This window comes from Lutimonas halocynthiae, from assembly GCF_030409835.1.
In the GTDB taxonomy this organism is placed as follows: domain Bacteria; phylum Bacteroidota; class Bacteroidia; order Flavobacteriales; family Flavobacteriaceae; genus Lutimonas; species Lutimonas halocynthiae.
Genome location: NZ_JAUFQO010000012.1, coordinates 209,718 through 235,058, shown reverse-complemented (window position 1 = coordinate 235,058; position 25,341 = coordinate 209,718). Strand labels below are relative to the sequence as shown.

The following is a 25,341-nucleotide window of genomic DNA, read 5'->3' as shown; positions in this document are numbered from 1 at the left end:
GTAATTTGATTTATTCAGCTAAATAAGTTGCCAATACTAAGAGGTCTTTTGAAACCGCTAATTCCACATCAAGATTTAAGGATGGGTCTTCTTTGCTTTCTAAAAGTAATTTAAGGTCATTAAATTGCTCTTGTGTTAACTTCCCTTCTGCTATGCCATTCAACAAGCGTTCAGAGATCTCAGCAACTCTATTTGCATAAGGTAAAATTGTGGCAATCAATGGTGCATCAGGTGAAATCATTTCCAACTGTTCATGCAATCCTTTCCAGGTTTTCAAATACTGCTGCACAGCCTCTTTAGTCTGGGTATCCGCTGATTTAATATAGGCCTCAACTGCCTTCCTAAAAGGCCTTACATCTTTAGCATCCACTATACAGGCATCCGCAAACAAGGTAAATGGAGAATATGTTTTATACTCGGTCCCTCCTGCATTTCTGCTATATATCTTAAAAGGCTCACTTATCTGACTCAAAGTTCTCAGGGCATGTGTATCTTGATAATTTGCAAGGTTTCTAAAAATATATTCGGACGCTTTTTTATGCTGTATTCCCATCAATTCTAAAGATTGACTGATACTATTCATTCTCTCTAGCATGCTATCAACGTCTGTTACTTCTTTTGCTGACCAAAATCGTTCTGCGATGGCAGCAGTTCTTGGCCAAATTCTCGAATCAATTGTTAAAGGCGTTACAAGTTCGCTCCACATGGTAGCCTCTCCTCCTAAAATCCTACTTGCTTCTTCTTTAGTCAATTCGATGGCTGGCATAGGATCTACTGCATAGTGATCTTCAACAGAAAGAAGCAAATCAATATAATAGCCGTTAGACAAAATCGTTTTGTACCCATTCTTCACTGCATCCACTAAAGATTGCCCAGGAGCAACGCCTTCATTGACGCCTCTCCAGGAATGAATCAAAGCAGATTTAGGCATATTTTCTGTCATTATTTCTTCCCAACCCATTAAGGATTTTCCGTATTTAGCAAGAATTTTCTCTAGCTTAATATTAAAATACGTTTGCAACTCATGATTGTCTTTTAAATCATTTTCTTTCATGAATTGTTGAATCTCAGGATTCTCGTGCCAATGTTTGCCTTCATTCTCATCTCCTCCTATATGGAAATACACATCTTGAAACAATGGCGCCGCTTCTTTAAAAAGCGTATCCATAAATTCATAGGTTTTATCATTGGTAGGATCAAGGGTAGGATCAAAAATACCTGCGTCTCGCTCCAGGCTATATTCAATATCTTTTTTACTTCCAAGCTCAGGATAGGCGGTTAAAAATGCTGATCCGTGGCCAGGCACATCAAATTCAGGAACTACCCTGATCCCTCTTGCGTCAGCATAAGCAACAATGTCTCTTATTTGATCTTGGGTATAGAATAGTCCATCTGATGCCATTTCGGTTAATTTAGGCAAGGTATTCAACTCAACCCGAAAGCCTTGATCATCAGACAGATGCCAATGAAACACATTCAGCTTTACGAAGGCCATCGCATCAATATTACGCTTTACCACTTCAATTGGCATAAAATGCCTGGCTACATCCATCATCAAGCCTCTCCAGACAAACCTCGGCTCATCCTCAATGGAAACTCCTGTAAAGACATAAGCCCCATCATTCACTTTTATCAATTGCAACAAAGTAGAAAGCCCATGCATGGCGCCTACATCTGTCGCAGCATTGATCTTAATTCCACCTTTATCGACAATCAATGTATACGACTCATCAATTCCCATTTCAACTTTAGCCACTTCATTAAATCCAATCTGTAAAGAAGCAGATTCAGTATCCATTCCTTTGCTATTAGGAAACCCTTGATTTACGAATACACCTGATTTATCAGTCATGTATCTCAAAAACCGAGTAGATGCTTTAAAAATCCTTGAATCTTCCTTTACCTCCCCATGTATGTATATCGAAAAGTCTTTAGTGATCTTAAAATCACTAGAATTAACATTTACTTCTTGAGGCCAGGGCATCAATTGCAACTCAGAAACAGATGATTCCTGAGCGTTAAGAGTAAATACTCCAAATACTAGTAGGAAACTCAATAATAATTTAGTCGACATATAGTTGAATTTAGGGTTGTAAAAGCAATTTCTTAATTAAAAAAAACCGCCGATCAGCGTCTACAATTAGACAAACAGAAAAAGGCGGTTTCAAAATACTCAAATAAAATCTTAAAAATGATATCTCTTGAAAGCCTCGAAAGCTGCGTAATCAGCCATTCCTAAGCTATTGTACTTCTTAGCTGTTTCCTTGTTTCTATCCTCAGCACGCATCCAGAATTCTCTTGAGTCATCGCCTTGGAACATCACGCCATCTTTTTGAGACTGGTGGTAGAAAATCGCTTGCTTTTTCTTTAAAACTTGATCAGGGCTCATCGGTACGGCCATCTCAACATCGTGAATATCCCATTCATGCCATGCGCCTCGATATAACCAAACCCAACAATCATCCATATAGCTTTTTGATTTCAATTTTTCTAAAGCGAGAAACAAAGAGTCCAAACAAACCTTATGCGTTCCATGTGGATCGGCTAGGTCTCCTGCTGCATAGATTTGATGTGGCTTTATCTCGCCGATGATGTCACACATAATTTTGACATCTTTATCACTTAATTTATCTTTTTTCACCCTGCCTGTTTCATAAAATGGTAGGTCTAAGAAATGAACCTGTTCATCTGGAATACCCACATATCTGGTAGCTGCTACAGATTCCTTTCTTCTAATCAATCCTTTTAGGTTTCTTACTGTACTTGAATCAAGATCGTATTCCTTCTTAGCACCTAAATCTTTAATGATTTGAGCTGCAGATGATTCCTCTCCATTTAATGCAAGCGATACCTCCGCAAATTTCAATGCTTCTTCATCAGATACTGCAATGTTTCCAGAAGTTTGGTACGCAACATGCACTTCATGTCCTTGCTCAACCAATCTGTCAAAGGTTCCTCCCATAGAAATTACATCATCATCAGGGTGTGGGCTAAATATGATCACACGTTTTTTAGCTGGCGTATTTCTTTCAGGTCGGTTGGTATCATCAGCATTCGGTTTTCCTCCTGGCCATCCAGTAATCGTATGTTGTAGCTTATTGAACATGTTGATGTTCATTTGATAAGCCGAACCTTGTTCTACCAATAAACTTGACATCCCATGGTAGTTATAATCTTTATCTGTAAGTTTTAAAATAGACTTATTAAGCTTACTGCTTAACCATACCACTGCTTTGGCCATTAAATCATCTGTCCATATACAATTCTTAACCAACCAAGGTGTTTTTACGCGGGTAAGGTCATTCGAAGCTCCTTCATCAAGTACAAAGGTTACATTTTCATGTCTTTGTAAATATGTGGCAGGCACATCAGCTGTGATCTCACCTTCTATTGTTTCCTGCAAAACTTCGGCCTTATTAACACCCCAGGCAAGTAAAACAATTCTCTTGGCTTTTCTAATGGTCCCGATACCCATAGTGATGGCAACTCTGGGAACATGTTCTATTCCTAAAAAAGCGGTTGCTGCATCAATTCTTGTGATATGGTCTAGTGTAATATTTCTCGTGCCTGAATTATAATGTGATCCTGGTTCATTAAATCCAATGTGACCAGTTCTACCAATACCTAATAACTGAAAGTCAAGTCCACCGGCTTCTTTAATCTTTAATTCATAGTCGATGCAGAATTGGTGCACTTCGTCTGCTTTAACCTCGCCACTTGGAACATTTATATTCTCAGGAAGGATGTCAACATGGTTAAATAAATGCTCATGCATAAAATACCAGTAACTCTGCGTATTCTCCTTGGTCATTGGATAGTATTCATCAAGATTAAATGTGACCACATTTTTAAAGCTAAGCTCCTCTTCCTGATGCATTCTGACTAATTCTTCGTATACTTTAATTGGAGAAGAACCTGTTGCCAAACCTAAAACACATTTTTTATATTCTGCCTGTTTGGTTCTGATCAAGTCGGCAATTTCTTGTGCTACAGCAATTGATGCAATATTTGAATTGTCGAATACAACATTATGAATCTTTTCAAATCTTGTTTCTTCAAATTTTCCTGCTTCTTTGTACTCTAATTTCTTATACATATTTTTATATTTCTTTAAGAAGGCGTTCGAGATCAATAAAATACCCAACCTATTATGAACTTAATCTTTTGCAAAAATCAAGGTAATATGCCGCTTTTTGAAATATATTCGACAGATGACAGAAAATCAACGATAAAAATTCAATTTTTACTTGCTCAATAATAAGCGATGAAGAAATTTCTTAATCAACAGAGACAAAAAGAAAAAGTCTAATACCTATCCGCTGACCTTCTGTTAAAAGATAAAAGTTCATTTTAGATGTCATTTTTATATCTTTAGCCACACTACTATGAACCTATTAACCCATCCTTAAGAATGACACAGATCAATAATCTCATTAAGATTTACCTTATAAGTTCTCTTTTTATTGGCTTTGTAAGTTGCAAGTCAGATCTAAAAGAAAAGCCAGCAATTCAGGTTCTCAGTATAGATAGCCTAGAAGCTGATTTATTCCAAGAGCCTTTTCGCCCACAGTTTCACTTTACTCCGTCTGAAAAATGGATGAATGACCCCAATGGAATGGTATTTCACAAAGGCATTTACCACCTCTTTTATCAATATTATCCTGAAGATATAGTTTGGGGACCTATGCACTGGGGACATGCCACAAGTACTGATCTTATTCATTGGGAACATAAAGGCATTAAACTATTTCCTGATGAACATGGTTATATCTTTTCTGGAAGCGCAGTAGTAGACCACAGCAATAGCTCAGGCCTGGGAAGTACAGAAGATCCTCCTCTGGTTGCTATTTTTACTTATCACGATCCCAAGGGCGAAAAAGAAGGGAAACTAAATTTCCAAACGCAGGGGCTGGCATACAGTAATGATAACGGCGAGACCTGGACAAAGTATAAGAACAATCCTATTATCGATAACCCGGGAATCAAAGATATCCGTGATCCAAAAGTAAGATGGCACGAATCAAGTAAAAACTGGATCATGACACTTGCTGTTGGGGATCATATTTCGTTTTATGCTTCAAAAAACCTGATTCAGTGGAAAAAACTGAGCGATTTTGGAAATGAGATTGGAGCTCATGGCGGCGTATGGGAATGTCCGGATCTATTCCCCATGCCATTAGGAGAAACAGGTGATACAAAATGGGTGCTGCTTGTCAGTATCAACCCAGGAGGTCCGAACGGAGGTTCTGCCACACAATACTTCGTTGGTTCATTCGATGGTATCAATTTCGTGCCTGATGATAACAAAACCAGATGGATCGATTTTGGAGCAGATAATTATGCGGGGGTAACATTTAGTAATGTTACTGATGATAAAAAACTATTTCTTGGATGGATGAGTAATTGGGATTATGCACAAGTAACGCCTACCAAAACATGGAGAAGCGCCATGACGATTCCGAGAGAACTTAACCTGATCTATGAAGATGAGAATTATTATCTAAAAAGTACGCCGGTTAAGTCTTTAGAAAATCTTTATACCAATACATCTATTAAAAAAGATATTGAAATTAAGGGTGCTTATGAATTATCCGAACTAAAACTTGATCAGGCCGATATTTTAATGGAAACCCAATTGAATAAAGCCTTTTCTATCAAGATTTCAAATAAGCTCGACGAATATGTGCTTTTACAATTTGATCCGGAAAAACAACTTATTTCTTTTGACCGCCGTAAAAGTGGTCAAATAAACTTCAGCGAAAAGTTTGCAAATAAAATTCATACCTTGCCCTATTCTGTTTCGGATAAAGTCTCAGAAATAAGAATAATATTAGACCAGGCTTCTCTTGAAATTTTTATTGATAACGGACGCTATGTGTTGACAGAACAAGTGTTTCCGAACGAGCCATATAACAAACTCAGTATCATATCTAATGCCACTATCGGTATCAAAACATTAAATATTAATCAAATAAAAAGTATTTGGACAAATGAATAAAATTACTTTATGGTCAATTATTGTAGCCTTGGCTGGATTCCTTTTTGGCTTTGACACTGTTGTTATTTCGGGGGCTGATCAGCAACTGCAAAATTTATGGGGTTCTTCAGATGTATTTCACGGCTCTGTAGTAATGGCCATGGCTCTTTGGGGTACTGTAATCGGCGCCATGTTTGGCGGTATACCCACCAATAAAATAGGCCGAAAAAACACACTGATCTGGATTGGTATCTTTTATACCATATCTGCTTTAGGATCTGCACTTGTAAATGATCCATATACTTTTGCTGCCTTTAGATTTATCGGTGGGATTGGCGTAGGAGCCTCTACTGTTGCTGCTCCTGCATATGTTTCTGAAATCGCTCCAGCTAAAGACAGGGGTCGGCTTGTAGGGTTTTATCAATTTAATATTGTTTTGGGAATACTGATAGCCTTCTTCTCTAATTACTTACTGAGTAACATAGGTGAAAACGCATGGAGATGGATGGTAGGCGTCGAAGCCATACCTGCTTTTTTCTATACGATTCTTGTTATGACCGTTCCAAAAAGCCCGAGATGGTTATTACTTCAAGGAAGAAGAGAAGAAGCCGGAAAGACATTGCAATTACTCAATCCAGGTGATGACATAGAAAAAATCATGAATGACATTGAAGAAAGTCAAAAAGACCATCACAGCAGTAATGAAAACATCTTCATGAAAAAGTATCGATTCCCTTTAATACTTGCATTTTTAATTGCATTTTTCAATCAATTATCGGGGATAAATGCGTTTTTATACTATGCTCCAAGGATATTTCAGGAAGCAGGTTTGGGTGAAAGCACAGCACTTTTGAGTTCAATTGGGATTGGAGTTACCAATATGGTCTTTACTTTAATAGGTATCTCTTTGATTGACAAAATAGGTCGTAAAAAATTAATGTATATCGGCTCTGTTGGATATATTGTCTCACTATCGCTGGTCTCAATGGCGTTCTTCTTTGAATGGGAAGGCATGGCAGTACCCATTTTCTTATTCTTATTCATAGCCTCTCATGCCATTGGTCAAGGTACTGTAATATGGGTATTCATATCAGAAGTTTTTCCAGATCAGCTAAGAGCTTCAGGTCAATCATTTGGTACTACTACGCATTGGGTGTTGGCGGCCATCATCCCATCTATGGTACCCTTCTTATTTAGCACGATTGGTGCCGGAACCGTATTTGCCATATTCGCATTTATGATGGTGCTGCAATTATTGTTTGTTAAATTTATTATGCCTGAAACCAAGGGCGTGCCACTTGAAGAGCTGGAGAAGTTATTGACTAAAAACGAGTAAAAAAATGGTCCCTAAAATTGTTTGTTTTGGTGAAACTTTATGGGATATTTTCCCTGATAAAAAAGTGATTGGAGGCGCTCCATTAAATGTTGCCTTAAGACTACATTCTTTAGGTGATCAGGTAAGGATCATTAGCAGCATTGGTAATGATGTCGATGGCGAGAATCTATTGGCTTATCTGAAAGAACAACATCTTTCTACCGATGCGATTCAGATGGATGCGAAGCTGCCAACCGGGAATGTTCAAGTTCACTTAGATAGCCATAATACAGCCAGCTATACTATTTCAGAACCAGTTGCCTGGGATCATATCACAATAAGTCAAGATGATATTGAACAGATACAGTTGTCAGATGCATTCATTTATGGTAGCTTATCCTGCAGGAAAAGCACTTCTAAAAACACCTTGCTAACTTATTTATCTCATGCTAAGTTCAAAGTGTTTGATGCCAATTTAAGAACACCCTTTTATACTTTACAGGCTATTGTTGAACTTATGAATTTGGCAGATTTGATCAAATTGAATGATGAGGAGCTTGAAGAAATTAGTCAATTCCTGGGAATCGAAACAAATTCAATAGAGGGTCAAATCACGCAATTAGCGGTAATTACTAGAACCGACCATATTTGCATCACCCTCGGAGCAAATGGAGCCATTATGTATACCAATTCTGCATTCTACAGAAGTCAAGGATATAAAGTGGTAGTAAAAGATACTGTTGGAGCTGGAGATTCGTTTCTCGCAACGCTGATTCATCAATTTGTTTTGAAAATACCTCCACAAACTGCTCTTGATTTTTCCTGCGCCATGGGCTCTTTGGTAGCCAGCAAAAATGGGGCCAACGCTTATGTGTCATCAGAAGAAATTAGCATTATTCAAGCTAAATAAATCTAAATCATTGGTTTTCGAAAACGTTTTCGTTTAAAATATGTGAAGTTTTATTAACATTTCATTAATATTTGGTATTATATAATTATACTTGTAGCATCAACTTATTCGAAATCCTCAGAATTTTAGTCTAAATTTTAGTAAATTCATTTTTATTATTTCTTTTTTTTTCGATATTCGTTGACACTCAAATAATAACTAATTTAAAATAATTATGAAATTTAATTTACTCAAACAATTAGTGTTTGCGTGTATTTTCCTGTTTACAGGGATGGCTTATGCGCAGACAGTTAGTGGAACAGTATCGGGTGATGAGGGACCATTGCCTGGAGTGAACGTAATTGTCAAAGGAACCTCAAACGGTGCTTCAACCGATTTTGATGGGAACTACACACTTGACAATGTAAGTTCAGATGCAATTCTAGAATTCAGCTCGCTGGGTTTTGTAACTCAAGAAGTTACTGTAAACGGTCAAACGACCATAAACCTTGTGTTAGAAACAGACAGCGAAGCGCTGGATGAAGTAATCATTATTGGTTACGGAACAACTACGGTTAAGGATGCAACAGGAGCAGTAGCCTCGGTTAGTTCTAAAGATTTTAACGGTGGAGCAATTGCTTCAGCAGAACAATTGATTGCAGGTAAAGTTGCCGGTGTTCAAACGGTTTCATCAAGTGGTGAGCCTGGAGCTGGTATTTCCTTGCGTATTCGTGGTACTACTTCTGTAACTTCGAACAATGATCCTCTTTATGTGGTCGATGGTGTGCCTCTTTCTGCAGGTAACACATCCGCAGAAGGTAGTGATATTGGTTTTGGAACTAGTCCATCAAGTAACCCATTGAGTTTCTTGAATCCAAATGACATTGCAAGTATGAGTGTTTTGAAAGATGCCTCTGCAACTGCTATTTATGGATCTAGAGGTGCCAACGGTGTTGTAATCATTACTACTAAAACTGGAAAAGGTAGACAAGGTGGATTATTTGAATTTAATTCGTCACTTAGTTATTCTACGCCGGCTAATAGTTATGATTTATTAAATCCAGAAGATTTTCTTGACGCTGTTGAACAGTTTGGAGGTGACCCAGTTGCCCAAGATTTTGGAGCTGCCACAGACTGGCAAGAAGTTGTAACAAGAGATTCATTTTCTCACGATCAAAGTTTAGCTTACTCATATAATCACGCAACTGGTTCTGTGAGAGGTACATTTGGATACCAGGATTTAAATGGTGTTATTGAAAATTCAGGTCTTAAGAGAATTTCTGCTCGTATAAACGCATTTCAACGATTATTAGATGATAGATTAAATTTAAGTTTTCAAGGAACTTATTCAACAGTTGATGAGCAACAAGCTGCCCTTAGTGGTAGTGCAGGTTTCCAAGGTGACCTTTTAGGTGCATCTTATTCTGCGAATCCAACATGGCCGAATGATCCTGATTTTGATAGTGGAGGACAGATTAACCCTGCAAACATGTTGGCTTATACTGACAGTAATACAGCAACTGATCGTTTTTTAATGAACTTCTCAGCTGATTACGCTATTATACCTTCATTGGTAGCTAAACTTAGTTTAGGATATGATACATCAACTTCAGAAAGACATTCTGAAACTTCTGGCTTAGCTAGAAACTTAGGTGACAATGTATTTGGAAGTGGTTTAGGTTCAATTAGTGATTTGGATACCGAAAGTAAATTGATGGAATTGACATTTACTTGGGATAAAGACTGGGAGAATTCAAAACTTAATCTTTTAGGAGGTTATTCATACCAGAGTTTTAATCGTAGCGGTCGTACCGTAAATGGTAGAGGTTATAGCACAAATGACATGGGTCAAATGTTTAACGATCTTAAATCATCTGCATCTGCAATTGAAAGATTGATTGAGGGCGGTTACCAACAATATGGTTTAGCACCTAACAATAATTTTGTAAACCGATTGTTTCCAGATCCAACTTCTGAAACGATTGCTGGATTTGCCGATACCAGCGTGACTTCTGTTACGGGTGATACATTTGATTTCACAGATGAATTACAATCATTCTTTACGAGAGGTAATTACACCTTAATGAATAAATATCTATTCACTGCAACTGTGAGAATAGATGGTTCATCTAAATTTGGTGGAAATAATAAATACGGTGTATTCCCTTCAGCAGCTTTCGCTTGGAAAATGAATGAAGAAGATTTTATCGGAGATAAAGTATCTTCTTTAAAAGCCAGATTGAGTTGGGGTATTACAGGTAACCAAGATGGTTTGGGGCATGGTAATTTTGTTCGTAGAGAACGTTTTGCCGGACCAGGTATTCAATCAAATGGTAATGTTGACACACCAGGTACAACTGTTGTTGCTTTTGCCAATCCTGATTTGAAATGGGAAGAAACTACTTCTTATGGAATTGGATTTGATTTTGGTTTAAATAATGATAGGTTAACTACAAGTCTTGATTTTTATAGAAAAGAAACTAAAGATCTACTTTTAAGCGTTGAGGCTGCTCAACCTTCACCACAACCATTTTTCTTTAAAAACTTAGATGGTCAGGTTTTAAATGAAGGTGTTGAATGGTCAATCGCCTATGATTTCTTCCAAACAGACGATTTCACTTGGAATGTTGGATTTAATATCTCCTATAACAACAACGAACTTCAAGGCTTCCCTGGTCAAATTCCAGCTGGAACAATTAGAGGTCAAGGACTGTCTGGAGCATTTGCTCAAATCCTAGCTGAGGATCAACCATTATTTTCTTATTTCTTAAGAGAGTTTGAAGGTTTTGATGAAAATGGTCAGCCAATTGGTGATAACCAATCTTTCGTAGGAAAATCTGCACTTGCAACAACTTATGCTGGTTTGAACACATCACTTACTTATAAAAAATGGGATTTGAACCTTTTCTTTGCAGGTCAATGGGGTGGATATGTATATAACAATACACAAAATGCATTTTTTACTGCTGGGTCAATTGCTAATGCACGTAACGTAACTCCTGATGTTCTCACTAGTGGAGAAGCTGGAAACGCCGAAGCTGCAGTTTCTACAAGATTCCTAGAAAAAGGTGACTTTGTAAGATTGCAAAACGCAACACTTGGATATACTTTCGGTCTAAAAGAACAAAGTAAAATCAATAATTTAAGACTTTACTTAACTGGTCAAAACCTATTTTTAATTACTGATTATAAAGGTTTAGATCCTGAAATTAACACGACTCCTGGTGGAGGCGATCTTTTAAATGGTATTCCTACAGCGGGTATTGATTATACTTCCTATCCAAGACCAAGGGTAGTTACCTTAGGATTAAATTTATCTTTTTAAAAAATAATAGTCATGAAAATTATGTTTAATAAACAATTTATAAAAATAGGTTTCCTTTCTATCACAACCTGCATCTTTTTAGCAGCTTGTACAGATTTGGAAATCAAAGAAACTGACTCCATTATTAGTGATAGTGATGGTGAAGGATTTAGCGGTGTTGAAAACGTCGAGGGTTCGATAACAAATGTCTATAACGCTTTACGTGGTCATTTGGAATCTCAGGATAACTTCTTCGCTTTGCAAGAAGTATCTACTGATGAAATGTTAGTGCCAACAAGAGGAACTGACTGGGGTGATAATGGTATATGGAGAACTTTACACCAACATACTTGGTCACCTTCACATCAATATGTTTTAACGGTATGGAACCAGATGAATCAAAATGCCTTTCTGGCAACAGAAATAATTGATCCAGCAAGTAATCCTACTACAGAACAAAAGGCGGAAGCTCAATTTTTAAGAGCTTATGCTATGTACCAAGTAATGGATCTTTATGGTCAGGTGCCATTTAGAGAACCACAAGAAGGCCCAGAAATTGAGCCTAGAGTGTTTACCAGAGCTGAAGCTTTTGAATTTGTGTTGGCTGATTTGAATGATGCTATCGCTGGTCTTCCTAGTTCAGGACCTGATAATGCAGCTACGAATACAGCTACTAAAGAAGCTGCTCAGTTCTTAAAAGCTAGATTACTACTAAACAAATTTGTTTATGTTGGTGCAGCCGGACCTGAGGTAGCTGATATGGATGCAGTCATTGATCTTGTTGATGAAATTACCAACAAAGGTTATGCGCTTCAAGAAGGATATTTTGATATTTTTAAAGAAGATCAAGATACTGAAACAATATGGTGGATGGCTTCAGGAGTTGGTAACAGAATCTGGAATGGAATGCACTACAATCAAATCTCTCCTGATAACACAGGTGGTGGTTGGAATGGTTTTTCTACATTGGCCGAATTCTATGATCTATTTGAAGGCGCTCCTAATACAAACAATATTGGAGATGGACAAGAAGAACGAAGAGGATGGGTACCTGATGCTACCAATGCTGATGATACAAATTTAGGTATTGGTTATGGTTTCCTAATTGGTCAGCAATACAATGTTGATGCAGAACCACTTCAAGATCGTGCTAAAAACCCATTAGTCTTTACTAAAGAATTACCTGGATTAGTAGGTAATAACGAGAGAACTGGTATTAGAACCATTAAGTATCACCCTGTAAATGGAGGTTTTACCGGACATCAAATCATCTTTAGGTATGCCGATGCATATTTAATGAAAGCTGAGGCAATGGTATGGAAAGGAGAAGATGCAACTGCCATGGTGAATACTCTAAGAGTATTGAGAAAAGCACAGCCTCTTGCGAGCGTTGGTGCTCAAACAATATTGGATGAAAGAGGAAGAGAATTATGGGTGGAATTCGTTCGAAGAACTGATATGATTCGCTTAGGTGGATTCGGTAAGGATTGGCAATTTAAAGATCCAGCATCTGTAGGTGATAAAACTAAAGAGCTTTATCCGATACCTTCTAATGCAATTCTGTCTAATACTAATTTAGTCCAGAACCCTGGTTACTAATAGAATAGTATTGAATTAAATAATAAAAAGGCTGCCATTGGCAGCCTTTTTTTATTGGTTTAACCCTTTAAACTCTCGTTCTAAAAACAAAACCTTGACCATGTAAATTGTCTATTCTAATAGAAGGATCTTTACTAAAGCATTTTCTCAAATGAGAAATAAAAACATTCAGGCTCTTCTTTGAAAACAAATCACTCTTTCCCCATAAATTATTTAAAATCTGCTTATGAGAACATAACTCATTTTTGTGCTGCACCAACAATGAGAGCACATCCGATTCGCGTTTGGTCAATTTTTGAATTTCACCGTCTTTATGCTTTAATTCATGCAAGACGATTGAAAAAATATAATCCCCTATTGCTACTTCTCCAGTAGCTTTTGATTTTGTTTGCTTCTCCCCCACTGTCAGTCTCTCTAATAAACTATGTAACCTTACAACCAACTCTTCTTCATCTATAGGTTTTTTAAGATAATCTACGGCTCCCAGAGAAAACCCTTTGAGCACATCGATCTTCATTGATCTGGCAGTTAGAAACAGAAATGGCGTGTCATTATATTTGTGTCGAATTTTTTTCGCAAGGGTAAATCCATCCATTTCCGGCATCATTACATCTAGTACTGCCAGATCAAATTCATAAATTTCTAATGCCAGCAGGGCTTCTTTTCCATTTTTCACCCATCTAACTTCAAAATCCTTCATTTCAAGGTATTCTGACAAGAGGTACCCCAATGATTGGTCATCTTCAACTAATAATATCCTTTTATTGTCTGTCATATTATTTTAATGGAAGGATTACTGTAAAAGTTGAACCCAGTCCTATTTTACTTTCTACCTTAATTTTTCCTTTATGCAAATGTACAATTCGTTTGACATAATGTAAACCCAAACCATGGCCTTTTACATTATGCAGGTCACCATCTACAACCCTGTAGTATTTTTCAAATATCTTTTTTATATCTTCCTGATTGATCCCAATACCCTTATCTACAACACTTATCAATAACTTGTCTCCCTTTTTAAATGCTGAAAACACTATGTCTGTCTGGTCTCCAGAATATTTAATTGCATTTTCAATCAAACTGCTAATTGCATTTTCAAGATGATACGCGTCTCCTAAAATTAAAAAAGAATCCCCTTGAATGTCACTTTCAAAACTGAATTCATTTAACCGTGCTTGCTGCTCAAAGCTCTGAACCACATGGTCTAAAATTGGCTTGACATCCAATTCTATGTGCTTCACAAAGCCTTTTCTCTCTTCTATATTACCAAGCTCTAATACCTTTTCAATTTGAGTTTTTAATTTTTCAACCTGAGCTCTGATTATGCCCACAAGTTCTTTGGTATCCTTATGCCCTTTTTCTTCTAATATTTTAGAGGCTACACCAATAGAAAAAACAGGGGTTTTTAATTCATGAGTCAGATTATTAATAAACTCATTGGTTGTCACAATCAAGTTGTTTTGCAAATAAAAAGCCCTGTATACCCATAGTATAACAACAATGATGACGATAAGAAATATAATACTTGGAATCGTAAGACCATTCAACTGAGATAAAAAATACCTGTTGACATTTTTAAATTGTAGTTCAAGTGTAACGCGCTTATTGATTAAGCCCGGTAAATATCCATCCAACGCAACTGGGTAACTTAAGATCTTATCCTTCTTTGAAAATGATTCTTCTGAAGTAAGAAAATGAGTTGAATCCTGATCATATAAGCTATAGCTATATTCCGCCTTGACACCATTTTGAAGTAATTTCTGTTTTAAAAACTCATCCATGAAATAGTTTGTTGCATCCTGAACACTATCCATGCTGAGTAAAAAATTAGCCTCATTTTCAGCCATGACAGTTCCCACTAAATAAGTGAGATCATTTCTCTGGTAGAGGCCCTGCTTTATCTCCTTTACCGCCTCTCCCATTTTTTGATTAAATTGAACACCTGCAAGATTCAACCCTATGCGAAAATATTGATATTGAATAAAGGAAAGACCAAGAATAGCAATAATGAATAAAACAATATACAGGTGCCTTTTACCCATTTTTTATGATAAAAATTATAAAAATATCCTCTTATTAATCTTTGATTAACCTTTTTAACTTTTGCTTAATCTATTTAAACTATCGTTAGAGCCAAAGTAAGAATTTATGCTTTAAATTAGCTGAAATTTCATACATTATTTGAGAAATAAGGTGAATAAAAACCAGCATTAGTTGGCTTTATTTAGTTGATTTATACTGTAAATATTCATACTAACTGGGGCGAATTTATCCCCTTAACTAACTACTAGGATCAAATTATACAAGCGTGACATAAACATCCTTATAAGCAATTGTGCTTATCAAGGCAGAAAGAATATTTCTATTTTCTTAATAGGAATATTCTTGCTGAATTTTGCTGCTTCATGCAAAGATGATTCACCAGCCCTTTTTATTTTAAAAAAGGATTCAGGAGTTCATTTCAACAACCAGTTAAGCCCTGACCCGGACCTAAACATTTTAACCTATCTCTACTATTATAATGGTGGCGGTGTGGCTTCTGCCGATTTCAATAATGATGGTTTAATCGACCTTTATTTTACTGGTAATCAGGTGGCTGATCGCTTATATTTGAATTCAGGGGATTTAAAATTTCAGGATGTAACAGATGCTTCAGGGATTCAAAACGAAACCGGCTGGACAACAGGTGTGAGTGTCGTCGACATCAATAACGACGGCCTCCTAGATATCTATGTTTGTAAGGTTGGTGAGTTTAAAACTATTTCAGGTCAGAATATGTTATTTGTTAACCAAGGTATAGACGAAAAGGGGATGCCAGGTTTTAAAGAACAAGCTGGTGTTTACGGCTTAGATATAAAAAGTTTTGCCACACAAGCATCCTTTTTTGATTATGATCTAGATGGTGATCTTGACATGTACCTTCTTAACCATTCTGTAAATCCAAACAGAACTTATGGTAAAGGTGCTTCAAGGAAGTCTATTGATTCCCTGGCTGGCGACAAGCTCTTTCAAAACCAAGATGGTATGTTTGTGGAAGTGAGTGAAAAATCTGGAATATTTCAAGGAAAAATTGGCTACGGACTAGGATTGGGCGTGAGTGATCTGAACCATGATACTTATCCAGACCTATACATAGGAAATGATTTTTTCGAAAATGATTACCTGTACATCAATCAAAAAGACGGCACTTTTAAAGAAATAATTTCAGCTAACGAGACTAATGTTGGCCATACCAGTCATTTCTCAATGGGAAATGATATTGCAGATCTAGACAATGACGGATGGACTGATATTGTCTCACTAGACATGCTTCCTGAAAACCTTCAAGCCTATAAAACTTCTGGAAGGGAGTACAATAATTCAGTATACGATCAATACCTTAAAAACGGGTATCGTCCTCAATACATGCAAAACATCTTATTGCATAACAAACATGGTGCATTCTTTGAGGAAACTGCCTTTGCCTCAGGAATAGCTGCCACAGACTGGTCATGGTCTCCTTTAATTGTTGACCTAGACAATGACGGTCATAAAGATTTGTTTGTATCAAATGGCATACTCGGCGCCACCAATGACATGGATTTTATCAATTTTATTGCCAATACTAAAATCCAGGAACAGCTTAACAAAGGCATGGAGGAAAAAGACCTCAAATTTACAGAGCAGCTGCCTCAACGAAAATTATCCAATTATTTTTTTAAGAATAATGGCGATCTCACTTTTACAGATTATACTTCAAACTGGTTTCAAACGCTTCCTTCTTTTAGCAACGGCAGTATTTATGCCGATTTAGATAATGATGGAGATCAAGATTTAGTGGTAAACAATGTCAATTCAGAAGTATTCATATTAGAAAACAAAACAGAAACCTCCGTAAATCAGTTTATTAAGATCAAATTTAATGGACCCGAAAAAAACACCATGGGGATAGGGTCAAAAATAAAGGTGTTTTCAGACTCTTTATCCATCTTCCAGGAAAACTATACAACAAGAGGCTATCTGTCAGCTGTGGCTCCTGAAATGACCATAGGAATCGGCTCCAGAGAAAAAATTGATTCTTTAATAGTGTTTTGGCCAGATGGTCAATCTCAGAAGCTGATAAACATTAATGCAGGATCAACACTCTTGCTCGATTATAAAATGGCATCTCTTAAAACTTCAGATAAAGGTTTTTCAAGTGACATAATTCTAAGCCCCTCTCCTATTTCACTGGATTATATGCACAGCGAACTGCCTTCTTATGAATTTGGTCGTGAGCCATTAATCCCTTATTCAAAAGGCGCTGAAGGTCCTAAAATTTCAATTGCTGATATAAACAAAGATGGATTAGAAGATCTATACATTGGAGGCGGTAAAAAGCAGGCAGGTGCACTTTACCTGCAAAATCAAGATGCCTCTTTTACAATCAGTCATCAGCCAGTTTTCGAACAACATAAAAACAAAGAAGAGACTGACAATGCATTCTTTGATGCTGATAATGATGGAGATCTTGATATGATTGTTGTTTCCGGCGGAAATGAATATCAATTAGGTCAAGAATTAAGGCCAATACTCTATATCAATATAGAAGGTGTTTTTGAAATAAGTAGCACTTTCCCGGTCATCGAGGTCAATGCCTCTATAGTCAAAACTGCAGATATGGATGCTGACGGTGATCTTGACTTAATCATTGGGTCAAACGCTATGCCCAGAAAATTCGGTCGTTCCGCAAAAAATTATGTGCTTTTTAATGACGGAAAAGGAAACTTCAAAGATGTAAGTGAGCTCAAAGCCGGCTCTTTTTCAGAAGCGGGATTAATCGAAGATCTTGAAATTGTCGATCTAAATAATGATAAGCTACCGGATATCATCGCTGTAGGTCACTGGATGCCAATCAGTGTTTTTATGAATTCGAGCCAAGGCCTTCATTTAACATCGAATAATGACCTCGACAAAACCAATGGCTTATGGAATCATATTCGTGTAGCGGATTTTGATCAGGATGGAGATCAGGATTTTATCGTTGGCAACTGGGGACTCAATACAAGACTCAAGGCAAGTACTGATGCTCCAATGCAACTCTATATCGCAGATTTTGACCAAAACGGTAAAGAAGAAACGATCCTTACTTATTTTGAACAAGGGCAAGAGACTGTCTTTTCATCTAAAGATGACCTCTCGAAGCAAATTCCTTCAATTAATAAGAAGTTTTTATCCTATACCGATTTTGCCAAGGCTGAATTCAAAAATATATTCGACAAAAAAATATTGAAAGATGCAACCTTGAAAAGTGTTTATGAGCTATCCAGTTGCTATTTTGAAAATATGGGCAATGGTATGTTTCAAAAACACCTGCTTCCGTTTAACAGTCAATTATCGTCTATAAAAACAATATATTTGGACGATTTTAATCATGATGGATTTATGGATGTTTTAGCAGCCGGAAATGATTATGGCATCAGCACACAACTGAGTCGATTAGACGCAAGCCATGGAATTGTCTTGCTAAATGACCAAAAAGGTTTCTTTACCAGCCCTGCTGATATCGAGTTAGATATTCCCGGGAAAGCAAGAGACATTGCCCAAATAGTTATCAAAGAAGAAAAATACGTGATCATCACATTAAATGACGCTGTGCCTCTTTTCTTAAAATTAAAAAAAACAAATGACTAATCATATCACTAAAATGAAATATATCACTTCTTTATTATTCATAGTTGCTTTGCTACTCACTTCTTGTGAGCAATCTGCGAATCAAGAATTAAATGATGAGCCAAATTCACCCACTCTTTTCAGTCTTATGTCACCTGAGGAATCTGGATTTGATTTTACGAACAAAGTAGTGAATCAAAAAAACTTCAATATTTTTAAATATAGAAATTTCTATAATGGTGGTGGAGTAGCTATCGGTGACATCAATAATGATGGCTTGGCAGATATTTACATGACGGCTAATATGGGGCCCAATAAATTATTTTTAAATAAGGGTAATTTTGAATTTGAAGACATCTCTGAAAGTGCAGCTATTACCGGTCATAAGCCTTGGTCAACTGGAGTCAATATGGTAGATATAAACGCAGATGGACTCTTAGACATCTATGTGAGTAATGCAGGTAACATGGAAGGCAATAACCACGACAACGACTTGTATATAAACAATGGTGATCTGACCTTTACAGAATCTGCCAGTCAGTATAACCTGGCCAAAACTGGTTTCAGCACGCATGCCACTTTTTTTGATTATGATAAAGACGGCGACCTTGACGCTTATATTTTAAATAATAGTAATATACCTGTAAGTAGTCTCGGATACGCTGAACAAAGGGACGTTAGGGCACAAGATTGGGAAGGTGTTCCAGATATTTTTAAAGGGGTTGGTGATATGCTCCTCGAAAATAAAGATGGCGTCTTTGTTGACGTCAGTGAAAAAGCAGGTATATACGGCAGTTTGATTGGCTTTGGCCTAGGAGTAATGATCAGCGACGTCAATAATGACCTCTTTCCTGACATCTATGTTTCCAATGATTTTTACGAAAGAGACTATTTATATATCAACAATCAGGATGGCACTTTTACTGAAGACATTAAAAATTGGGCCTCGCACCTTTGTCTTTCTGCCATGGGAGTGGATATGGCAGATATAAATAATGATGGTTTAGCAGATATATTTATTACTGACATGTTACCTGAAGGAGATCAAAGAGTAAAATCGGTCATGGAGTTTGAAGGTTATAATATCTTTAAACTAAAACAAAGTAAAGACTTTCATCAGCAGTATATTCAAAACACGTTGCAGCTGAATAATGGAAACGGATCTTATTCGGAGATAGCCCATTACAGTGGTGTCTCAGCTACTGACTGGAGCTGGGCTGGTTTATTGTTTGATATGGATAATGATGGTTATCGTGATATTTATGTGACCAATGGTGTAAACCATGACCTAACAGACCTGGATTTTGTAGATTTCTTTGCCAACGACATTATGCAGAATATGGCGCTTACCGGTAAAAAAGAGGCCATCGATTCGATAATTGCAAAAATGCCTATTTCTCCCCAGCCGAATTATGCCTACAGAAATAACCGGGATGTCACCTTTAGTAATGAAACAAAAAACTGGGGATTTGACCTGCCTAGTCTTTCGAATGGTGCAGCTTATGGGGATCTTGATAATGACGGAGATCTTGATCTGGTGATCAATAATGTCAATATGAAAGCTTTCCTGTATAAGAATAATACGGACCAGCAAAAGAAACATAATTATATCAAGTTAAAACTAAATGGTAAACAAGGAAACCCTTTTGCCATCGGAACAAGCGTTAAATTATTCCATGGAAACTCAATCATTCTTCAAGAGTTGATGCCATCCAGAGGTTTTCAATCCTCTATGGATTATATCATAACGATTGGGCTTGGTGAGGTCAAAACACTAGATTCAATCAGAGTGATCTGGCCTGATGACCTAACAGTAAAACTCACTAATGTTGCTGCAAATCAGCTACTGACACTTGATCAAAATGAAGCTACCGAAAAATATGTGGCTCCGAAACCGGCGGAATTCAAAAAACTACTAAATGAGATTGCGAACGACAACTTGATTTCTCATCAGGAAAACAATTTTAATGATTTTGATTTTGAAGGCCTTATTGCTAAAAAATTATCTCAGGAAGGTCCTGCTATGTCAATTGGAGATGTAGATGGAGACGGAAATGAAGATGTATTTATTGGAGGAGCCAAGAACCAATCAGGTTCAATCTATATGCATAAAGCCAATGGACTGATGAAGCCTAGTAAGCAAGAGGCACTTGAAGCTGATGACTTCTATGAAGATACAGCCTCGTCATTATTCGATGCTGATAGTGACGGAGATCTTGATCTGCTCATAGGGTCAGGTGGAAACCAGACTGGAGAAGAAAAAAGCTATAGAATAAGATTATATCTCAACGATGGCAAGGGCCAATTTAGCCCTTCAACAAATTCCATTTCTTCTAATTTCAAGAATATCTCTGTTATCCGTCCTCATGATTTTGATGATGATGGCGATATCGATGTGTTCATTGGTTCGAGAAGTGTTGTAGGTGTTTATGGGCTCGACCCGAATCATCTGTTTTTAGAGAACAATGGAGATGGTACATTTTCGGATGCGACAGAAAGATTAGCCTACGATTTGAAAAAAGGAGGTATGATTACGGGTGCCGTTTGGGCTGACATCGATAATGATCAGAAAATGGATCTCATTACAGTCTCAGATTGGGGTAGTCCTCGGGTATATAAAAACAGTGGCAGACGTTTATCATTTATGTCTACATCCCTTGACAGCCTCAATGGTTGGTGGAACGTAGTTGAAAGCGCAGATCTTGACAATGATGGGGACATGGATCTGATTCTTGGCAATCAAGGACTGAATACCTTGTACAAAGCTGAAAAGGATAAGCCTATGAAACTATGGGTGAATGATTTTGATAACAATGGTACTTTTGAACAAATCGTTACAAGAAACATTAATGGTAAAGACTACCCCATTCACATGAAGAAAGAACTCACGGCCCAATTGGTTTCGTTAAAGAAACAAAACTTAAAGGCTTCTGAATACGCGAAAAAAAGTATCGATGAATTGTTTCCTAAAGAAGTCTTTGAAAAATCGATTATGAGTCAATCCAACATGGGTGAGTCGATTATTGCTATCAATGAAGGAAATGGAGAATTCAAAACTAAAAAACTACCAGATTGGGTTCAGCTTTCCTGTGTTTGTGGCATTACATGTACTGATTTGAACAATGACGGCAACCTTGATTTAATTCTTGGGGGAAACAATTTTGAGTTTAAACCTCAATACTCCAGAATTGACGCTAATTATGGCAGTGTACTTCTCGGAAATGGGGCGATGGACTTTGAATGGCAGGCCTATAACAAGAGTGGATTTTACATAAGAAATGAAATAAAACACATAGCGCAGTTTAAAGATAAAAACGGAAAAACTTTTATTATAACCGCTATAAACGATGATAAACCTAAGATTTACACACTTGAAAAATAATTATCTTATCGCCTTGTTCGTTTCCTTTTTGATGCTCAGTTGTGGTCAAAAAGAAGGAGCATTATTCAGTAATCCCAGCCAAAAGGAGACTGGTATTAACTTTGTCAATACCATTACAGAAACTGATGATCTTAACATATTAGATTACCTGTATTTTTATAACGGTGGTGGTGTTGCCTTAGGAGACATTAATCAGGATGGGCTCGTTGACATTTTTTTCTCCGGAAATCAAGTTAAGAATCGTTTGTACTTAAATAAAGGAAATTTAAAATTTGAGGATATCAGTGAACAGGCAAATATTTCTGGAAACAGCACCTGGAATACAGGGGCTGTTATGGGAGATGTAAATGGAGATGGCTTGTTAGATATATATGTTTGTGCTGTTGTCGGCTTAAATGGGTTTAACGGGTTTAACGAATTATATATCAATAATGGAGATTTAACCTTTACAGAAAGTGCTGCGAAATTTGGTCTTGATGCTGAATCGTACAGTTCTTCTGCAGTCTTTCTTGATTATGATCTTGACAATGATCTTGATATCTATATTCTTAACCATGCAGTTCATACACAAGAGTCGTTCGGTAAGTCAGACTTGAGAAACAAAAGAAACTACCAGACCGGAGATAAGTTAATGCGCAATGACAATGGAAAGTTTACTGATGTGAGCGAAGAATCAGGCATTTTTGGAGGGGTCAATGGATATGGATTGGCCGTCTCCGTAGCAGATTACAACCAGGATGGATTTCCAGATCTATACGTCAGCAATGATTTTCATGAAGATGACTATTATTATTTGAATAATGGAGATGGTACTTTTTCAGAAAAACTAAAAGACTATTTTGGCCATACTACAAGATTCTCAATGGGAAATGATGCTGCTGACATCAATCATGATGCATGGCCTGATATACTTTCGTTAGATATGTTACCAGAAGATGAAGCTGTCTTAAAAACTTCTGATGGTGATGAGAGTTTACAAATTCTAGAATTGAGAATCAAGCAATACGGCTACCACTACCAGTTCACCAGAAATATGTTACAAATCAATCAGGCTAATAGTCCTTATGCTGAAACAGCTTTAATGAGTGGTGTCGCTGCAACTGATTGGAGTTGGAGCGGAATGTTTGCTGATTACAATCAGGATGGCGAACAGGATTTGTTTATTTCAAATGGTATTCCAAAAAGACCCAACAACCTTGATTTTATAAAGTTCATATCGAATGACCAAATTCAGAATAAAATTAATAATTCAAGGCTGGTTGATCAACAAGCCATTGACATGATGCCATCTGGTACATCTCATAATTATATTTTCAAAGGCGGGCAAGACATTGTTTTTGAAGATATGTCTGGAGACTGGACAGTCAAGGATTCCTTGTATTCTGGGGCAACTGCCATTGCTGATTTAGACAATGATGGTGATTTGGATATCGTAATCAATAACATAGACGAGCCTGCTTCATTATATATCAATAAGACTAATGAAAAAGCCAATTATCTTAAAATAAAATTCCAATATACCAGCCCGAATACACAGGGGATTGGGACAAAAGTTTTGTCTTATCATCAAGGCAAACTTCAGTATAAAGAATTATACACAGCTAGAGGCTTTCAGGCCTCCTCAGAGCCACTTATTCATTTTGGTTATGAGAATGTTAGTCAAATCGATTCTCTGCGCATTATATGGCCTAACAGAACCAGTCAGCTATTGACAAATATTAAAACAAATCAAAATCTTGTTATTGGCCCAGACAAAGCAGTTGCCTTTGATTATGCCCAGTTACAACCAAAGAAAAACCTGCTATTTGCTCATTCTCAAAATAATTTAGGCATAGCATTCGAGCATATCGAAAATCCGTTTAATGATTTTAACAGACAAAAGCTCATCCCTTACAAGGTTTCAGATCGTGAACCAGCGACGGCAATAGGCGATTTAAACAATGATCAGCTCTCAGATATCTTTTTTGGAGGGTCTAATGGAGTTCCTTCACAAATATATATCCAAAAGGATACTAACTTTGTCGAACTGAAAATCCCAACCATTAGGAATGATTCCATAAAAGAAGATGTATCAGCCTTAATAGCTGACTTTGATAGAGACGGAAAACCTGACCTTATCACTGCATCTGGTGGTTCAGGCTTTTCAAAAGGTTCGAATTTCTTGTCGGATAGCTATTTTATTCAAAATGACAGTTCCTTTCATCAAACCACTTTGTCAGCGTATACGGGTAATGCAGCGGTCATTAAGCAATATGATATAGATCAAGATGGAGATCTCGATTTATTTGTTGGCAATCACGTTGTGTCAAAAGACTTTGGTGCTGTTCCTGATTCGTATATTTTAATCAATAATAAAGGAAATTTTGTAATGCAGGATTTACCAGCATTACAGGGTTTAGGAATGATCACCGATGCAGTTTGGACTGATTTCGACGCAGATGGAATTAAAGATTTGATTGTGGTTGGTGAATGGTTGCAACCTCTCTTTTTCAAAAACGAAAATGGAACCCTAAAAAAAACAAGTAAAATGGATAATCCGGTTGAGGGGCTTTGGCAAAGCATTCAGCCTTTTGATATAGACGATGACGGGGATATAGACTACCTCCTTGGAAATTGGGGTACAAATAATAAGTTCAAGGCAACTTCTAAAAACCCCATGAAAATGTATTACCATGACTTTGATAATAATGGAACATCAGAAACTATTGTTGCTATAGAAAAGAATGGCACCTATTACCCCTTAGCAAATCTTGATGAATTAAGCGCGCAATTAGTGCAACTGAGAAAAAAATACAATTCTTATCAGGATTTTGCCGGTCAATCCATAGAACAAATTTTTGATAAGGCTATTTTAAATAAGGCCAAGGTGCATACAGTGAATGAATTGCGTTCAGGATTTCTTAGAAATCACCAAGGTAAATTCACTTTTGTTCCATTTTCAAACAAGCTTCAGGTGTCGCCAATTACTACTTTTCTCTCTTATGACTTTGACAATGATGGTAAAGAAGAAGTGCTGGCTGCTGGTAATTATTTTGGCGTCCAGCCTTTTCATGGCAGATTTGATTCTTTTTCAGGAGCCCTGATCAAAAATGAAAGTGATATGCAATTAGGAAACCAAATTGGTCTTGACCTTCACAGCAAATCGGTCAGGCATTTACATATCATCACCTTAAAGAATAAACCTTATTTACTTGTGACCATAAATAATGAAAAGGCGGAAGTCTACGAATTAAAAAATTACTAA

At 37.0% G+C, this 25,341-nt stretch carries 12 protein-coding genes; 8 read left to right on the top strand and 4 right to left on the bottom strand.

All coding sequences use genetic code 11. The annotated features are described in order from the left end of the window. Positions 1 to 10 precede the first annotated feature (10 nt). Complete coding sequence (locus QWY87_RS12620) at positions 11 to 2,074, bottom strand: beta-N-acetylhexosaminidase (protein WP_290291722.1); 2,064 nt, start codon at positions 2,072 to 2,074, stop codon at positions 11 to 13. 111 nt (positions 2,075 to 2,185) lie between these two features. After that, a complete protein-coding gene (gene nagB, locus QWY87_RS12615; protein ID WP_290291720.1) occupies positions 2,186 to 4,096 on the bottom strand; it encodes a glucosamine-6-phosphate deaminase in 1,911 nt (636 codons plus the stop codon). 315 nt (positions 4,097 to 4,411) lie between these two features. Here nagB and QWY87_RS12610 point away from each other — a divergent pair, with 315 nt between their 5' ends. From QWY87_RS12610 to QWY87_RS12590, 5 genes are all read left to right on the top strand, one after another. After that, entirely contained in the window at positions 4,412 to 5,998 is a 1,587-nt protein-coding gene (locus tag QWY87_RS12610; RefSeq protein ID WP_290291718.1) for a glycoside hydrolase family 32 protein, read from the top strand. Continuing rightward, positions 5,991 to 7,313: a sugar porter family MFS transporter gene (locus QWY87_RS12605; RefSeq protein WP_290291715.1), complete on the top strand. Its 1,323-nt coding sequence runs from the start codon at positions 5,991 to 5,993 to the stop codon at positions 7,311 to 7,313. The genes QWY87_RS12610 and QWY87_RS12605 overlap by 8 nt, the downstream gene beginning before the upstream one ends. A gap of 4 nt (positions 7,314 to 7,317) precedes the next feature. Beyond that, a complete protein-coding gene (locus tag QWY87_RS12600; RefSeq protein ID WP_290291712.1) occupies positions 7,318 to 8,202 on the top strand; it encodes a carbohydrate kinase family protein in 885 nt (294 codons plus the stop codon). Positions 8,203 to 8,416: 214 nt separating this feature from the next. Further along, positions 8,417 to 11,506, top strand: a complete 3,090-nt coding sequence (locus QWY87_RS12595) for a SusC/RagA family TonB-linked outer membrane protein (protein WP_290291709.1) — start codon at positions 8,417 to 8,419, stop codon at positions 11,504 to 11,506. A gap of 12 nt (positions 11,507 to 11,518) precedes the next feature. Then, a complete protein-coding gene (locus QWY87_RS12590) occupies positions 11,519 to 13,084 on the top strand; it encodes a RagB/SusD family nutrient uptake outer membrane protein (RefSeq protein WP_290291707.1) in 1,566 nt (521 codons plus the stop codon). Positions 13,085 to 13,151: 67 nt separating this feature from the next. On the opposite strand, the gene QWY87_RS12585 is transcribed toward QWY87_RS12590, so the two are convergent. Continuing rightward, positions 13,152 to 13,859, bottom strand: a complete 708-nt coding sequence (locus QWY87_RS12585; RefSeq protein ID WP_290291705.1) for a response regulator transcription factor — start codon at positions 13,857 to 13,859, stop codon at positions 13,152 to 13,154. A gap of 1 nt (position 13,860) precedes the next feature. After that, the gene (locus QWY87_RS12580) at positions 13,861 to 15,126 is read right to left on the bottom strand and encodes a sensor histidine kinase (protein WP_290291702.1); all 1,266 of its coding nucleotides are present in this window, start codon (positions 15,124 to 15,126) and stop codon (positions 13,861 to 13,863) included. A 343-nt stretch (positions 15,127 to 15,469) separates the two neighbouring features. Here QWY87_RS12580 and QWY87_RS12575 point away from each other — a divergent pair, with 343 nt between their 5' ends. From QWY87_RS12575 to QWY87_RS12565, 3 genes are read left to right on the top strand one after another with little or no spacing between them, the layout of a single operon-like run. Then, positions 15,470 to 18,736: a VCBS repeat-containing protein gene (locus QWY87_RS12575; protein ID WP_290291700.1), complete on the top strand. Its 3,267-nt coding sequence runs from the start codon at positions 15,470 to 15,472 to the stop codon at positions 18,734 to 18,736. Further along, positions 18,729 to 22,097, top strand: coding sequence for a VCBS repeat-containing protein (locus tag QWY87_RS12570; RefSeq protein WP_290291698.1), 3,369 nt, complete (start codon positions 18,729 to 18,731; stop codon positions 22,095 to 22,097). Before QWY87_RS12575 ends, QWY87_RS12570 begins: the two co-directional genes overlap by 8 nt. Further along, the gene (locus QWY87_RS12565; RefSeq protein WP_435389535.1) at positions 22,063 to 25,341 is read left to right on the top strand and encodes a VCBS repeat-containing protein; all 3,279 of its coding nucleotides are present in this window, start codon (positions 22,063 to 22,065) and stop codon (positions 25,339 to 25,341) included. Before QWY87_RS12570 ends, QWY87_RS12565 begins: the two co-directional genes overlap by 35 nt.